This is a genomic window from Amycolatopsis sp. NPDC059027 (assembly GCF_042739735.1).
In the GTDB taxonomy this organism is placed as follows: domain Bacteria; phylum Actinomycetota; class Actinomycetes; order Mycobacteriales; family Pseudonocardiaceae; genus Amycolatopsis.
The window spans coordinates 1-15,918 of record NZ_JBHYIK010000008.1; the positions used below are offsets into that span (position 1 = coordinate 1).

General features: G+C 69.6%; 11 protein-coding genes. 8 read left to right on the plus strand and 3 right to left on the minus strand.

The window, feature by feature from the left end; translation table 11 throughout:
- Window positions 1–116: 116 nt before the first annotated feature.
- Window positions 117–740, plus strand: a complete 624-nt coding sequence (locus ACFWY9_RS07585) for a DUF1345 domain-containing protein (protein ID WP_378330667.1) — start codon at window positions 117–119, stop codon at window positions 738–740.
- On the opposite strand, the gene ACFWY9_RS07590 is transcribed toward ACFWY9_RS07585, so the two are convergent.
- Together ACFWY9_RS07590 and ACFWY9_RS07595 are read right to left on the minus strand one after the other, a co-directional pair.
- Entirely contained in the window at window positions 727–1,824 is a 1,098-nt protein-coding gene (locus tag ACFWY9_RS07590) for a DnaJ domain-containing protein (RefSeq protein ID WP_378330668.1), read from the minus strand. The genes ACFWY9_RS07585 and ACFWY9_RS07590 overlap by 14 nt on opposite strands.
- 101 nt (window positions 1,825–1,925) lie before the next feature.
- Window positions 1,926–3,152, minus strand: coding sequence for an ROK family protein (locus ACFWY9_RS07595; protein WP_378330669.1), 1,227 nt, complete (start codon window positions 3,150–3,152; stop codon window positions 1,926–1,928).
- Window positions 3,153–3,236: 84 nt separating this feature from the next.
- On the opposite strand from ACFWY9_RS07595, the gene ACFWY9_RS07600 reads away from it, so the two are divergent.
- The 3 genes from ACFWY9_RS07600 to ACFWY9_RS07610 are packed head-to-tail and all read left to right on the plus strand — an operon-like array spanning window position 3,237 to window position 8,547.
- Entirely contained in the window at window positions 3,237–4,697 is a 1,461-nt protein-coding gene (locus ACFWY9_RS07600; protein ID WP_378330670.1) for an APC family permease, read from the plus strand.
- Window positions 4,694–7,636, plus strand: coding sequence for a beta-mannosidase (locus tag ACFWY9_RS07605; RefSeq protein ID WP_378338425.1), 2,943 nt, complete (start codon window positions 4,694–4,696; stop codon window positions 7,634–7,636). The genes ACFWY9_RS07600 and ACFWY9_RS07605 overlap by 4 nt, the downstream gene beginning before the upstream one ends.
- The gene (locus ACFWY9_RS07610) at window positions 7,633–8,547 is read left to right on the plus strand and encodes an ROK family protein (RefSeq protein ID WP_378330672.1); all 915 of its coding nucleotides are present in this window, start codon (window positions 7,633–7,635) and stop codon (window positions 8,545–8,547) included. Before ACFWY9_RS07605 ends, ACFWY9_RS07610 begins: the two co-directional genes overlap by 4 nt.
- 269 nt (window positions 8,548–8,816) lie before the next feature.
- Here ACFWY9_RS07610 and ACFWY9_RS07615 read toward each other — a convergent pair whose 3' ends face one another.
- Window positions 8,817–9,815, minus strand: coding sequence for a LacI family DNA-binding transcriptional regulator (locus ACFWY9_RS07615; protein WP_378330673.1), 999 nt, complete (start codon window positions 9,813–9,815; stop codon window positions 8,817–8,819).
- Window positions 9,816–9,897: 82 nt separating this feature from the next.
- On the opposite strand from ACFWY9_RS07615, the gene rhaI reads away from it, so the two are divergent.
- The 4 genes from rhaI to ACFWY9_RS07635 all read left to right on the plus strand — a co-directional run bounded on the left by rhaI (window position 9,898) and on the right by ACFWY9_RS07635 (window position 15,918).
- Entirely contained in the window at window positions 9,898–11,067 is a 1,170-nt protein-coding gene (rhaI, locus tag ACFWY9_RS07620; protein WP_378338426.1) for an L-rhamnose isomerase, read from the plus strand.
- Window positions 11,064–13,091 carry a bifunctional aldolase/short-chain dehydrogenase gene (locus ACFWY9_RS07625; RefSeq protein ID WP_378338427.1) on the plus strand — a complete coding sequence of 676 codons (2,028 nt, stop codon included), beginning with the start codon at window positions 11,064–11,066 and terminating at the stop codon, window positions 13,089–13,091. The genes rhaI and ACFWY9_RS07625 overlap by 4 nt, the downstream gene beginning before the upstream one ends.
- Window positions 13,092–13,101: 10 nt before the next feature.
- Window positions 13,102–14,448, plus strand: coding sequence for a rhamnulokinase family protein (locus ACFWY9_RS07630; protein WP_378338428.1), 1,347 nt, complete (start codon window positions 13,102–13,104; stop codon window positions 14,446–14,448).
- A gap of 168 nt (window positions 14,449–14,616) precedes the next feature.
- The gene (locus tag ACFWY9_RS07635) at window positions 14,617–15,918 is read left to right on the plus strand and encodes an MFS transporter (RefSeq protein WP_378330677.1); all 1,302 of its coding nucleotides are present in this window, start codon (window positions 14,617–14,619) and stop codon (window positions 15,916–15,918) included.

Genomic DNA, 15,918 nt, shown 5'->3' on the forward strand with positions numbered 1-15,918 from the left:
TTCACAGCGTTGAGCGCTGTGAAGGCCCCCTTCACGACGTTCGAGAGGCGTTCGCGACGTGCAGGACCCGGCTGCTTCGACAGGCGGGAGGTCCGGAGCGTGGCTACTCTCCGAGCGTGCTCCGCAAGATTTCGCGCCTGGTCTCCAGGTTCATCGAGGGTTCGCTCGTCATCCTGGGCATCGTCATCGCGGTCGTGAACGACGAACTGCTCTACCTCGCGCTGTGGGATCTGCTCGCCGTCGTCTACCTGGCGATCCGCGTCGGCCATCTCCGCGCGGGCAAACGGCAGGCCGGGGAGCCCAGCGAATGGCTCAAGGATCTGCCCGACCGCCGCAGCGCCCTGCTGTTCACGTTGTTCGCCAGTTTCACCGGCGTCGGCGCGGCGCTGACGATCGTGGTCGGCGGGGACACCGCCGAGGAGGCCACGGCGGCGAAGGTCTTCGCCGTGCCCGCGGTGCTGCTCGCCTGGGCGATCCTGCACTTCGGCTACGCGGAACGGTACGCGCGCGACTACTACGCCGCCCTGCCCGAGCGGATCCTGGACTTCCCGGGCACGGAACGCCCTGCCTACCCGGACTTCGTCTACTTCTCGTTCACCCTCGGCACTTCCTTCGCCGTCTCGGACGTCGAAACGCTGACCACGAAGGTGCGGCGGCGGGTGCTCGCGCACACCGTGCTCGCGTTCCTCTACAACACCGCGACGCTTGGCGTCGCGGTCGGCGTCATCACCGGGAAGTAGTCGCGCCGGTCACCTGGGCACGCACCGCGCGCAGCGCCTCATGGTCCACAGTGGACGGTTCGGCCGACAGCCAGGCGCCGATCTCGTGCAGGAACGCCTCCGGCGTCATCGGCGGGGAGGGGAGGTCACCGGGGTCCTCGGTGGTCAGCTCGCCGGAGCGGCTCGGATAGACCACCATCGCGCCGCGCAGGGTGATCCCCGGCAGGAGGTCGCGGTAGGCGGCGAGGCTTTCGGCGAGCCTGCTGCCGCCGCCGAGGAAGGTCCGGCCGTTGCGCAGCAGCCGTCCGTCGTCGTCGGTCTCGTAGTGCCCCGGCAGCCACGTCTTCGACTCGATCAGCACCAGCCGTTTCCCGCACAGCACGGCGTGGTCGACGTCGGCGAACACCGATCCCGGCCACGCGAGACCGTGGAAGATCCGCGCGCCGGGCAGCCGGGTGAAGTACCGCGCGAGCAGGTCGGCGGTGAGCCGCTGGGCGAGTTCGTCCGGTTCGCCGCCCGGCGTGCCGAACACCAGCCGCCCGCCGAACTCCTCGGCGTACGCCTCCCGCGCGCGGGACACCCGCAGGTAGCCGCGGGCGAGGTGACCGATGAGCACCGCGGTGCCCGCGGTCAGCAGCAGCCACACGATCAGCATCGGCGCCGAGAACTCGACCCCCGTCAGCAGGGGGAGCAGGACCAGCACCATCCCGCCCACCGCGAGGACCACCGGCGTGTGTCCCGGCCCGCGACGGCGGCCGTGCCGGACACGGGCGTCCTGACCGGCGAAATCCCACCAGTCCAGCTCTTCCGGGGCGAGATCGGGGGTTTCCGGGACAAACCCGGGCTCCTCGCCGAACCGGCGTCGCGGCCGGGGCCGCGCGGGAACGCGGATCGTGCGCGCCACGGCGGCGCCCGCGTCGTACCCGGCGCGCAGGGCGGGGTCACTCAGCGTGTCGTAGGCCTCCCGGAGCATCCGGAACGTGCCGACCGTGCCGCCCGCGTCGGGGTGCATCGTCTTGGCCAGCCTGCGGTAGGCGCTCTTGATCTCCGTGGGCGACGCCGTCCTGCCCACGCCGAGCACGTCGTAGTAGTCGACCTCGGGCACGTTTCGGGTTCACCTCCGGGTGGCAGCCGCGAAAACCCTATGGGGTCACCGAAACCGGGCGCCAACCGCCTCCTCGGCACGCCGGGGTGAAATCTCCCGTGCTACGCCCCGCGCGCGGCGCGGCGTTGTTCGCGCCGGTCGAAGACGAGGTCGCGCGCGGTGTCCAGCGCGGTCGCGATCGCCCCGGCCAGCACGGCGTCCTCGCCGAGCTGACCCGCCACGATGTCCGGGGCGAACGGCGTCGTCGCGGCGAGCGCCTCGCGCATCGGCCCGGCGAGCAGATCGGCGTTGCCGCCGATGCCGCCGCCGAGCACGATCAGCCCGGGATCGAGCACCGCCGTCACCGAGGCGACGACGTAGGCCAGCTTGACCGCCTCCTGCTCGACCACCTCCAGCGCGGCCGGGTTCCTGGCGCGGGCGAGCGCGAAGACGTCCTTCGCGCTGCGAGCCTTGGCGAGACCGCGTGCCTGCGCCGCGGCGACGACGGCGTGCCCGGCCGCGGCGTCCTCCATCGGGCCGGGCCGCCGCGCTCGTGCCGTGGAATCCTGACCGTAGGGCAGGTCGGCGATCTCGCCCGCCGCGCCGTTCGCGCCGCGGAACAGCTTGCCGCCGATCAGCACGCCGAGGCCGAGGCCGGTGCCGACGGTGAGGCACACCAGGACGTCCACGCCCAGTGCCGCGCCGAGCGCGTGCTCGCCGACCGCGGCGAGGTTGGCGTCGTTCTCCACCACCAGATCCGGCCCGAGCGCGGATTCCAGTTCGCGCAGCAGCCCCTTGCGTTCCCACCCGGGCAGGTTCGGCGCGCGGTGGACGGTGCCGGTGCGCGGGTCGGGGATGCCCGGGGTACCGACGACCGTCGACACGACGTCGGCGGGGGAGAGCCCGGCTTCGGCCACCGCCTTGGCCGCGCTGTCGCGGACGGTCCTGATCAGCGCCCCCGCCGAACGGCAGCGGTTGGGCTCGTCCAGCCGGGCGACGATGCTGCCCTCCAGATCGGCCACCGCGATCCGGATCGAGCGCCTGCCGATATCGACGCCGACGACGTGCCCGGCGTCCGGCGCGGCCTGGTAGACCACCGCGGCCCGGCCGGGGCCCGGCACGCTGTGCCCCGCCGCGCGCACCAGCCCGTGCTGTTCGAGATCGAGCAGCGCCTGCCCGACCGTGGGTTTCGACAGACCGGTGTCCCCGGCGATCCGCGGTCGTGTCGCCGCGCCCTGTTTGCGAAGTCTTTCCAGCACCAGGCGCTGGTTCAGCTCGCGCATCCCGGCCGGCGTCCCCACCTGCGGCCCCTTGTCGGCCACGTCAGTCCCGCCCCTCGTCTCTCGCATTGCCGCAACTTTACGAAGTGAGGTCTTCCTCACCCGCCTGATTTATGTTAAGAAACTTTACTAACTATCGGACGGAGGCACGACGTGAGTTCACCCACCCGGCCGGGGGACCCCGGGACGGCGGCACCACCGCCGCCCGCCGGCCTCGAGCGCAGGATCGGCCCGCTGCAGGCCACGGCCATCAACATGACACAGATGTGCGGGATCGGCCCGTTCGTCACGATTCCGCTGGTCGTGTCGGCGCTGGGTGGTCCGCAGGCGATGTTCGGCTGGATCGTCGGCGCGATCATCGCGCTGGCCGACGGCCTGATCTGGGCCGAGCTCGGCGCGGCGATGCCCGGCGCCGGCGGCACCTACATCTACCTGCGTGAGGCGTTCCAGTACCGGACCGGCCGGATGATGCCGTTCCTGTTCGTGTGGAGCGCGGTGCTGTTCATCCCGCTGATCATGTCCTCGGGCATCATCGGCCTCGTCCAGTACCTGGGCTACCTGTTCCCGGCGGTGGTCGAGGGCAACGGGGTGTCGCCGCTCGGCAAGATCGTCGGCATCGCGATCGTGCTCGTCATCGTCCTCGCGCTGTTCCGCAAGATCGGCCAGATCGGCAAGCTGACCACGGTGCTGTTCGTGGTCATGCTGTTCGCCGCGCTGGCCGTCATCGTGGCCGCGTTCTCGCACTTCGACGCCGGCCAGGCGTTCGCGTTCACCCCCGGCGCGTTCAGCTTCCCGAGCGGCGCGTTCTGGGCCGGTCTCGCCTCCGGCCTGCTGACCGCGGTGTACGACTACCTCGGCTACAACACCGCCGCCTACCTCGGCGGCGAGGTCCGCGCGCCGGGTAAGACACTGCCGCGCGCGATCGTGTTCTCGATCCTCGGCATCATGAGCCTCTACTTCCTGCTCCAGGTCGGCGTACTCGGCTCGATCCCGTTGGAAGAGCTGAAGAGCGCGACGTCGGTCGCGTCCACGGTGCTGGAACAGGCGTGGGGCTCGGGTGTCGCCAAGACGCTCACGATCCTCATCGTCGTCGCCGCGATCGGCTCGGTGTTCGCCGGGCTGCTCGGCGGTTCACGGGTGCCGTACGAAGCGGCGCGGGACAAGGTGTTCCTGCGTGCCTTCGGCAAACTGCACCCCAAGCTGCACATGCCGACGCTCGGCGTGATCACCATGGGCTTCCTGACAGCGCTGTTCTCGCTGTTCTCCCTCTCCGAGGTGATCAACGCGGCGCTGGCCTGCCTGATCCTGCTCCAGTCGCTTTCGCAGGTAGCCGCGATCGTCGTGCTGCGGCGCAGGCAACCGGGGCTGAAACGGCCGTACCGGCAATGGCTGTACCCCGTCCCGACGATCGTCGCCGCCATCGGCTGGCTCTACATCTTCGTCTTCTCCAACGATTCGTTCAGCAAGTACCTCGCCATCGGCTGGGTCGTGTTCGGCCTGCTGATCTTCCTGGTCTGGGCCAGGGCGGAGAAGACGTGGCCGTTCGGCCCCAAGGAGATCCGCGAAACGTTCCTCACCGCCGGTGTCACCGAGAACAAGGGAACCGAAGCATGACAAGGACATTCAAGGCACGGGTCGCGGCCTGCGCCGCGCTGATCCTGGTGCCGGGGGTGCTGTCCGTGGCCGCTCCGGCGTCCGCCGACACCTCCGGCAAGGATCAGGGCGACGCCGTCGCCGCGGTCAGGCAACAGCCTGCCAAGATCGGCACCGAAGGCTGGCAGGTGCTCACCACGGCGAGCGTCAAGGACGGCGGGGACAAGGTCTCCACGCCCGGCTACGCGACCCAGGGCTGGCTGCCGGTGAAACCCGATGACGAAGGCGCGCCCGGCACCGAGATCAACGCGCTGGTACAAAACGGCAAGTGCCCGGATGTGTTCTACGCGGACAACATGCGTAAATGCTTCGGGTACATCGACAAGCTCGGCCCCGTCACCACGGCACCGTTCAAGGATCCGTGGTGGTACCGCACCGACTTCACGCCCGCGTTCAAGCAGGGGCAGAACGCGAAGCTGACCATCCCTGGCATCGTCGGTGAGGGCGACGTCTGGGTCAACGGCACGCAGGTGGCGGGCAAGGACCTTGTCAGCGGTGCCTTCGCCGGGCACACCTTCGACATCACGAAGCTGCTGCGGCAGGGCAAGAACACCTTGGCGGTCAAGGTGTACCCGAACGACCCGAAGACGATGTACACCGTCGACACGGTCGACTGGGGCCAGCTGCCGCCGGACAACAACACCGGCATCCAGTTCGCTCCCCAGTTGCAGATCTCCGACGCGCTCACCGGTGACAACGCCCACGTCGTCCAGGCGAACGCCGCCGACATGAGCAGTTCGTCGCTGACGGTGAAGGTCGACGTCACCAACAACTCGCCTGCCGCGCAGACTGGTGACGTGTCCGCGACCGTCACGCCGCCCGCCGGTGGGGGAGCGCCGATCGTCGTCAAGCAGACCGTGAAGGTGCCGGCGAACTCGAAGCAGACCGTGACGTTCACTCCGGCGAAGTTCGGCGCGCTGAAGATCAGCGAACCGAAGCTGTGGTGGCCTTACTCGATGGGGGACCAGCCCCTGTACGGACTGTCCACTTCGGTCTCCCAGGACGGCGTGGTCTCGACGTCGTCGCAGAGCACCTTCGGTATCCGCACGGTGAATTCGCGGCTGGTCGGCAAGTCCCCGCAACTGCCGCAGGGCGCGCGTCAGTTCGGGATCAACGGCAAGGACTTCGTGTTCCGCGGTGGCGGGTACGCGCCGGACCTGTTCCTCCGCTACGACAAGGCCGACGCGGCGCACCAGATCGCGCTGATCAAGAACCTCGGCCTCAACGGCATCCGGCTCGAAGGCCACGACATGCCGCAGGACTTCTACGACCAGGCCGACCGCGCCGGGCTGCTGATCATCGGCGGGTTCCTGTGCTGTGACGCGTGGCAGCCGGAGGACGCGGCGAAGCTGACCGACCGCGACTACCGGATCATGCACGATTCGGCTTACACGATCGGGCAGATGGAACGGAACCACCCCAGCGTCTTCAACTACGGCTGGAGCGACAACGAACCGGTGCCGCGCCAGGAAAGCGAGACGCTGAAGGCGTTCAAGGAGTCGGACTTCGACGTCCCGCTGGTGGCGTCCGCGGAATACAAGAGCACGCCGACGCTCGGGGTGTCCGGGGAGAAGGAGGGACCGTACGACTGGGTCCCGCCGACCTACTGGTACTCCACGAACTACTCGAAGAAGGACAAGAGCCGCACCAACGCCGGTGGCGCGTGGGGCTTCGCCAGCGAGCAGAGCGCCGGGCACACGGTGCCCACTTTGGACTCGTTGAAGCGGTTCCTCTCGCCCGAGGAACAGCGGAAACTGTGGACCGATCCGGAATACAACCAGTACCACGCCAACTTCGAATCCGGGCACGGCGGCTACGCCTTCGGCACTCTGTACACTTTGGACAAGTCGATCACCGAGCGGTACGGCAAGTGGGACTCGCTCGAGTCGTACGTGAAGCTCGCCCAGCTGGCGAACTACGAGAACACCCGCTCGCAGTTCGAGTCGTTCCTGCACCACTCGACGGACAAGAAGAACCCGGCGACCGGTGTCGTGTACTGGCAGCTGAACAAGGGCTGGCCGACGCTGCTCTGGTCGCTGTACAACAACGACGGTGACCAAGCCGGTTCGTTCTACGGCGCCAAGAAGGCGAACAAGCCGCTGCACGCGCTGTACGGCTACGACACCGGCACGGTGACCGTGGACAACCTGGGCACGGGCCACCAGGGCGGCGTTTCGGTGCAGGCCAAGGTGTACGACACCGCGGGCAAGGTGCTCGACGACCAGACCGCGGACGGGATCTCGCTGGGCAGCCAGGCCGTGAAGACCGGCGTCCTCAAGCCGAAGGTCCCCGCCGAGACCAAGCCACCGGCGAAGGCGCAGACGTACTTCGTGGAGCTGCAGGTCAAGCAGGGCGGGAAGGTCGTCGACCGGAACGTGTACTGGATGTCCACCCAGAAGGACGTGGTGGACTGGGCCAAGACCCTCGAAGGCCCGAACGACGCGCAGCCGCAGGCGACGATGAGCCAGTACGCCAACCTGCAGGCGTTGCAGGACCTGCCGAAGTCGCAGGTGAGCGCGAAGGCCGTGACGAAGGCCGCGCCGGGCCCGAACGGGGACGACACCGTCACCACGGTCACCGTCACCAACACGTCGAAGACCCCGGCGGTCGGGTTCTTCCTGCGGGCCGACGTGCGCCGCGGGACGGCGGACGGGCACGAGGCGTCCGGCGACAACCAGCTGGCGCGGGCGACGTGGGACGACAACGACATCACGTTGTGGCCGGGCCAGTCGCAGACGCTGACGGTGACCTACAAGGCGGCCGATCTCAAGGGCGCGGTGCCGGTGGTCAGCGTCGACGGGTTCAACACAGGCCGGATCGTGGTCGGCGCGGGCGGTTCCGGCCATCATGACGAACAGGGCGCGGCGCTGGCGCCGCGGATCGAGGGGACCAGGGAGTGACAGGCGCGGACTTGATTCTCGGGATCGACTTCGGCGGCACGAAAGTGGCGCTGGGGCTTGCCGACCGGGACGGGACCCTGCTGGCCACGCGCCGGCTGGACACCGACGCGGAGGCGGGGGCCGATCAGGTGGTGACGCGCGCGCTCGCCGGGGCGAAGAGCCTGCTGGCCGACGAGGGCGCGACGGACCGGATCACCGCGATCGGTGTCGTCAGCCCGGGAATCGTGCTGCCGGAGGAGATCCTGCTCGCGCCGAACGTGCCGGGCTGGGAACGGCTGCACCTGCGTGAGCTGGTGGCCGCCGAGTTCACCGGGGTGCCGATCGCGGTCGGCACGGACGCGAAGGCGGCGGCGCTGGCGGAGTGGAAGTGGGGAGCGCTGGCCGGGGCCGACCCGGCCGTGTTCCTCTCGCTGGGGACCGGGATCGCCGCGGCGGTACTGGTCGGCGGCCGGTTGCTGACCGGCGCCAACGGGGCTGCGGGCGAGATCGGGTACAACCTGCTCTCGCCGCAGGACACCGAGGGTTTCGCCGGCGGAGCGGCGCCGCTGGAGGAAGCCGTCGGTGGACGTGGGCTGGGCGGCCGGGCGAGCATCCTGCTCGGCCGTCCGGTCACCGCGGGCGAGCTGTTCGGGCTGGCCAGGGAGAACACGGAGGCCAAGGAACTGGTGACGGCGGCACTGGACGAGCTGTCCATGCACGTCGCCAACCTGGCCATCGCGCTCGACCCGCAGCGGATCGCGGTCGGCGGCGGCCTGGTCCGCTCGGCGGATCTGCTGCTGCCCGCCCTGCGCGACCGCCTCACCCACGCCGCGCCGTTCCCGCCGGAACTGGTGGCCGCCCGGTTCGACCAGGACGCGGCGCTGCTGGGTGCCGTCGCCCTCGCCCTCGGCGATTCCGCGCAGAGCGGCTGAGACGCCTGGGTGACGTGCCGTGCCCCCGACCCGGCACGTCACCCGGAAACCACCGACAGCAGCCCCGGTGACAGGACGCGTAACTCGCGTGACCAGACCCGTAACTCGCGTGACCAGAGCCGGACCGTCTCCCATCACATGAGTTACGTGCTCAATCACGCGAGTTACGTCCCCGCGCGCCACTGCGAGGCACATCGAATGCGGTGAAGGGGTCCTTCACGGCGCTCAGCGCCCTCACGTACTGAAGTCCACAAAGGACAGGGGGCGTGTCAAAGCCGGATGCGGGTGGATTCGCGGACGACCAGTTCCGGGGCGAAGACCACGCCCTGGTGCTCCACCGACGCGCCGTCGGAGGTCTCCGCGAGCAGTAGTTCGGCGGCGGTGCGTCCCAGGCGGCGCGCGGGCTGCCGCACCGACGTCAGCGGCACCGCCGCCGCTCCGGCGAACTCGATGTCGTCGTAGCCGACGATCGCCATCTCCCCGGGGACCTTGACCCCGGCCCCGACCATCGCCTGGAGCACCCCCAGCGCCAGGAGGTCGTTGGCGCAGAACACCGCCGTCGGCCGGGGGCTCATCCCGAGCAGCCGCGCCCCGGCGTCCCGGCCGGAGGCGAAGTCCAGGCCGGATGCCTCCAGCACCGACAGGGAAACCGAAGCACCGTCCAAAGCGGACCGGAGTCCGGCCTCCCGGTCCCGGCACTGGGCCAGAAACGTCGGTCCGTTGACGAACGCGATCCGCCGATGTCCGGTTTCGGCGAGGTGACGTCCCGCCAGGGCGCCGCCCGCGACGTCGTCGACCGACACCGAGCTGGCCTCGTCGGCGGGCACCTTGCGGTCCACCAACACGTAGGGGATTCCACTGCGCCGGAAGGCCTGCAATGCCTCGCCGGAGGTGTCGACCGGGCTCAGCAGGACACCGCGGACGCGTTGTTCCGCGAGCATCGCGAGGTAGGAGGCCTCCAGCTCGGTCCGCTGGCCGCTGTTGCACGTGATGATGTTGAGCCCGTGGGCATGCGCGGCCTCCTCGGCCCCGCGTGCCACGTCGACGAAGAACGGGTTGCCCAGGTCCAGCACCACCAGCGCCATGATGCGGCTGCGCCCGGCGCGCAGCTGCCGTGCCGATTCGTCGCGGACGTAGCCCAGTTCCTCGATGACCGAGAGCACCCGGTTGCGGGTGGCCGCCGAGACGACCTCGGGCCGATTGACCACATTGGACACCGTGCCGATCGAGACGCCCGCGCGTTTCGCGACATCCTTGATTCCGACCATCTGGCCCCTTGCTCTGGAGGAGAGCGCGAGCCTACCATGCGAGTGAAACGTTTCAAAACACGAAGACCGGGGTGAGCGGACCATGGTGGTACCGGCGACGGTGGTGAAGGAACGGCTACGGGGACAACGGATCGAGACTCCTTCGTGGGCGTACGGCAACTCGGGCACGCGGTTCAAGGTGTTCACACAGCCCGGCGTGCCGCGGACCGTGGAGGAGAAGATCGACGACGCCGCCCAGGTGCACGCCTTCACCGGGGTCGCGCCGACCGTGGCACTGCACATCCCGTGGGACCGCGCCGACGACTACGGCAGGCTCGCGAAATACGCCGAGTCCGCCGGAATCCGCCTCGGCACCGTCAACGCGAACGTGTTCCAGGACGACGACTACAAACTCGGCAGTGTCGCGAACCCGGACCGGGTGATCCGGCGGAAGGCGCTCGACCACCTGCTCGACTGCGTCGACATCATGGACCGGACGGGCTCGCGCGATCTCAAGCTCTGGTTCGCCGACGGCACCAACTATCCGGGCCAGGACGATATCCGCACGCGTCAGGACCGCCTCGCCGAGGCGCTCGCCGCGGTCTACGAACGGCTCGGCGCGCATCAGCGGCTCCTGCTGGAATACAAGCTGTTCGAGCCCGCCTTCTACACCACCGACGTCCCCGACTGGGGCACCGCGTACGCGCACTGCCTGCGGCTCGGCGACCGCGCGCAGGTCTGCCTCGACACCGGGCACCACGCGCCGGGCACCAACATCGAGTTCATCGTCGCGGTGCTGCTGCGCGACGGCAAGCTCGGCGCGTTCGACTTCAACTCCCGTTTCTACGCCGACGACGATCTCATGGTCGGGGCCGCCGACCCGTTCCAGCTGTTCCGGATCATGGCCGAGGTGGCCCGCGGCGGCGGGCTCGACCCGGAGACCGGCGTCGCGTTCATGCTCGACCAGTGCCACAACATCGAGGCCAAGATCCCCGCCCAGATCCGCTCGGTGTGCAATGTCCAGGAGGCCACCGCCAAGGCGCTGCTGATCGACCGCGACGCGCTCACCGCCGCGCAGTACTCGGGTGACGTGCTCGCCGCGCACGACGTGTTCATGGACGCCTACCACACCGACGTCCGGCCGATGCTCGCCGAACTGCGGTCGGAGCAGGGCCTCGACCCGGATCCGGTGGCGGCCTACCGGCGGTCCGGGTACGGCGAGCGCATCGCCGCGAACCGCGTCGGCGGGAACCAGGCGGGGTGGGGCGCGTGACACCGAAGCCCGTCGAAGAACTGCTCGCCCGCTCGCACCGGCTCGGCGCCGACCCGGCCAACACGAACTACGCCGGAGGCAACACCTCGGCGAAGGGGTCCGCGGTCGACCCGGTGACCGCGCGACCCGTGGAATTGTTGTGGGTCAAGGGATCCGGGGGAGATCTCGGGACGCTCACCGAGGCCGGGCTGGCGGTGCTGCGGCTGGACCGGCTGCGCGCGCTGCCGGACGTCTATCCTGGCGTCGAGCGTGAGGACGAAATGGTCGCCGCGTTCGACTACTGCTTACATGGCAAGGGTGGCGCGGCGCCGTCGATCGACACCGCGATGCACGCGCTCGTCGACGCGCCGCACGTCGATCACCTGCATCCGGACTCCGGGATCGCGCTCGCCACCGCCGCTGACGGCGAGAAGCTCACCGAACAGTGCTTCGGCGATCGCGTCGTCTGGGTGCCCTGGCGGCGGCCGGGTTTCCAGCTGGGCCTGGACATCGCCCGCGTCAAGGCCGGGAATCCGCAGGCGATCGGCTGTGTCCTCGGCGGCCACGGCATCACCGCCTGGGGCGAAACCAGCGACGAGGCCGAGGCCCGCTCGCTCGAAATCATCCGCACCGCCGCGGAATTCCTGGCGGAGCACGGAAAACCGGAGCCGTTCGGGCCGGAACTCGACGGCTACGGCGCGCTCCCGGAGGCCGAACGCCGGGGACGTGCCGCCGAGCTCGCCCCGGTCCTGCGCGGGCTCGCGTCCACCGACCGGCGGCAGATCGGGTACTTCGCCGACACCGAGCCGATCCTCGATTTCCTTGCCCGCTCGGAACATCCGCGCCTGGCCGCGCTCGGCACGTCGTGCCCAGACCACTTCCTGCGCACCAAGGTCCGCCCGCTCGTCCTCGATCTGCCGCCCACCGCGCCACTGGACGAGGCGATCACGCGGTTGAAGGAGCTGCACGAGCGTTATCGCGAGGACTACCGCGCCTACTACGAGCGCTACGCCGAGGCGGACTCGCCGCCGATGCGAGGCGCCGATCCGGCGATCGTGCTGGTGCCCGGCGTCGGGATGTTCTCCTTCGGCGCCGACGCGCAGACGGCGCGGGTCGCGGGGAAGTTCTACCTCAACGCGATCAACGTCATGCGTGGCGCGGAAGCGGTGTCGACGTACGCGCCGATCGACGAGCGCGAGAAGTTCCGCATCGAGTACTGGGCGCTGGAGGAGGCCAAACTTCGCCGCCGTCCCGCCCCGAAACCGCTGACCGGCCGGGTCGCGCTGGTCACCGGCGCCGGTTCGGGCATCGGCAAGGCGATCGCCCGGCGGCTCGCGGCCGAAGGCGCCTGCGTCGTCGTCGCCGATCTCGACGCCGAGGCCGCGAGCAGTGTCGCGGAAGAGCTGGGCACAGCCATCGCGGTCACCACGGACGTCACCGACGAGGATCAAGTCAGGAACGCGTTCGCGGCGGCGGCCTTGGCTTTCGGCGGCGTCGACCTGGTGGTGAACAACGCGGGGCTGTCCATCTCGAAACCGTTGCTCGAAACGTCCGCAAAGGACTGGGACGTCCAGCACGACGTGATGGCGCGCGGGTCGTTCCTCGTCGCCAGGGAAGCGGCCAGGACGATGGTCGCCCAGGGCATCGGCGGCGATCTCGTCTACGTCGTCAGCAAGAACGCGGTGTTCGCCGGGCCCAACAATGTCGCCTATGGGGCTGCCAAAGCGGATCAAGCCCATCAGGTGCGGCTGCTGGCCGCGGAACTGGGGGAGCACGGCATCCGCGTCAACGGCGTCAACCCGGACGGCGTCGTGCGCGGGTCCGGGATCTTCGCCGGCGGCTGGGGCGCGCAACGTGCGGCGGTGTACGGCGTCGAGGAGTCCGAACTGGGCGCGTTCTACGCTCAGCGCACGATCCTCAAACGCGAGGTGCTGCCCGAGCATGTCGCGAACGCCGTGTTCGTGCTGGTGGGCAAGGAACTGTCGCACACCACCGGGCTGCACGTGCCGGTGGACGCCGGGGTCGCGGCGGCGTTTCTACGATGACGGTCCTGCGATGAGGTTCGCGGCGGTCGATCTCGGCGCGTCCAGCGGCAGGGTGATGGTCGGCGACCTGACGCGGGGGCTGGAACCGACCGAGGCGCACCGGTTCCCGAATCGCCCGGTCGAGGTCCGCGGAACACTGCACTGGGACATCCTGGCGCTGTACCGGGAGGTCCTCGAAGGGCTGCGTGCGGCGGGGCCCGTCGACGCGATCGGGATCGATTCCTGGGCGGTCGACTACGGCCTGCTCGACGACGACGGCGTGCTGCTCGGCAATCCGGTGCACTATCGCGATCGCCGGACCGAGCACGTCGCCGGCGCGGTGCTGGCGAAGGTGCCGGACCTCTACGCCGCCACCGGGATCCAGTTCCTGCCGTTCAACACGGTGTTCCAGCTCGCCGCGGACCGCCGTGCCGCCGAGGCGGCGCGGATCGTGCTCATCCCGGATCTGCTGACCTACTGGCTGACCGGCGAGCTGGGCACCGAGCGGACCAACGCGTCCACCACCGCGCTACTGGATCCGCGCACCGGGAACTGGGCGGCCGCGGTGGCGGAGCGGGCGGATATCGACGTCGGCAAGTTCCCGCCCTTGCGGTCGCCCGGCGACCGGGCGGGGACGACGAGGGAGGAACTCGGCTCGACACCGGTGTACGCCGTGGGGTCCCATGACACGGCATCGGCGGTCGCGGCGGTCCCGGCGGTCACGGACCGGTTCGGCTACATCTCTTCCGGCACCTGGTCGCTGGTCGGCGTCGAGCTGGCCGCGCCGGTGCTCACCGAGGAAAGCCGGAAAGCCAACTTCACCAACGAACTCGGTGTCGACGGCACCGTCCGGTACCTGCGGAACGTGACCGGTCTGTGGTTGCTGCAGGAATGCCAGCGGGTCTGGGGAATCGCCGAGGTCGAACCGTTGCTGGAGGCGGCTTCACGGCTGCGCAGAAAGTCCATTGTGGACGTCGATGATCCGCGTTTCCTGCCGCCGGGCGAAATGCCGGGCCGGATCGCGGCGGCTTGCCGGGAGACCGGGCAGCCGGTGCCCCGCGACCCGCCGGAGTTCACCCGGTGTGTGCTCGACAGCCTCGCCGAGGCCTACCGCCGCGCACTGGCCGACGCGGTTCGCTTGTCCGGCAAGGACATCGACGTCGTTCACGTCGTCGGTGGCGGCGCCCGCAACGCCCTGCTGTGTCAGCTGACGGCGGACGTGTGTGGCCTGCCGGTGCTCGCCGGTCCGGTGGAGGCGACGGCGCTGGGCAACGTGCTCGTCCAGGCCCGCGCGCACGGCGCCGTCGAGGGTGATCTGGCCACGATGCGTGCCCGGATCGCGCGAGTCCGGCCGCCACGGCGGTACGAGCCGCGATGATGTGACGGTGTCTTCGGCGCCGTTCGCTTCCTGCTTCCCGGGAGAGGTTTCATCGTTACCCGGGTACACCTTGTCCGCCGCGAAAACAGTGGTTACTCTCGTGCGCACCGGACGATTGATACGTTTCAAAAATGATCAGGCCTAGCTCAACGGCGACTAGGAGATCCCATGACTTCCCCCGAAGCAGTCGGCGTCACTCCGGCCCCTGACGGCGAGGTGGTCAGCCGCAGGCACTGGAACTGGACCGTCCTGGCCGGGATGGCGTCCTATCTGGACGCCGGGTCGATCGTCGCGCTCGGCGCGGGGCTGGCGTTGTTCCAGGCGTATCTCGGACTGTCCGCCGGCGCGGTGGGCGCGCTGGCGGCGATCGGGCCGAACGCGCTGGGCTGCGCGGTGGGCGCGCTGATCGGTGGCAGGCTGGGCGACAAGCTCGGCCGTAAGCGGATCTACAAGTACGACCTGCTGGTCTACGCGGCGGGCATCCTGTGCATCGCGCTGTCGGTCAACGCGCCCATGCTCTTCATCGGCACGTTCGTGGTCGGCGTCGCCGTCGGCGCCGACGTCCCGACGTCGCTGGCACTGGTCGGCGAGTTCTCCCCGGCGAAGGCGCGGGGCAAACTGCTGGGGCTCACCCAGGTGGCGTGGAGCGTGGGGCCGATCGTGGTGCTGCTGCTCGCGCTCGCGCTGTCCTCGCTCGGCCTGCTGGGCATCCGGATCGTGTTCGCGCATCTGCTCGTGGTCGCGCTGGTGACCTGGGCGCTGCGCCGCAACCTGGCCGAGTCCGCGCGCTGGCGGACGGCGGCGGAGATGTCCACTTCGGACAGCGCCGTGCGGCACCGGCTGCGGAGCCTGTTCACCGGCGCCCACCTCAAGGCGCTCGTCTGGACCGCGACGATCTACCTGTTCTGGAACCTCGCCGCGGGTACCGCCGGGATCTTCACCCCGTACATCATCAAGACGCTCAACGCCGGGACGCAGGCGGCGAGCGTGGCGCTGTCGTGTTCCAGCTTCGTGGTCACCGCGATCGTCACCGCCGCCGGGTTCATGCGGTTCGCGGACCGCGGCTACCGCGCGCGCCGCGTGATGTGGGCGGCCGGCGCGGTCACCGAGTTCGTCGCTTTCGTGCTGTACCTGGTGTTCCCGTTCACCGTGCCGGTGATCATCGCGAACATGGTGATGTTCGCGGTCGGCGGCGCGCTCGCCGGCGAGGCCTTCTACAAGGTGTTCAGCCAGGAGCTGTTCCCGACGATGCTGCGTGGCACGGCGCAGGGCATCACCTTCGGGGTGGCTCGCGCCATCCTCGGCGTCTGGAGCTTCTTCGTGCCGGTGCTCGCCGAGGCGGGGATCGGCCCGGTCGCCGCGCTGCTCGCGCTGTTCCTGCTGATCAGCGGGCTGGTCGGCTACCTGTTCATGCCCGACACCTCCGGCAAGTCGCTGGAGCAGATCGAAACCGAACGCGCCCTCGCGTAA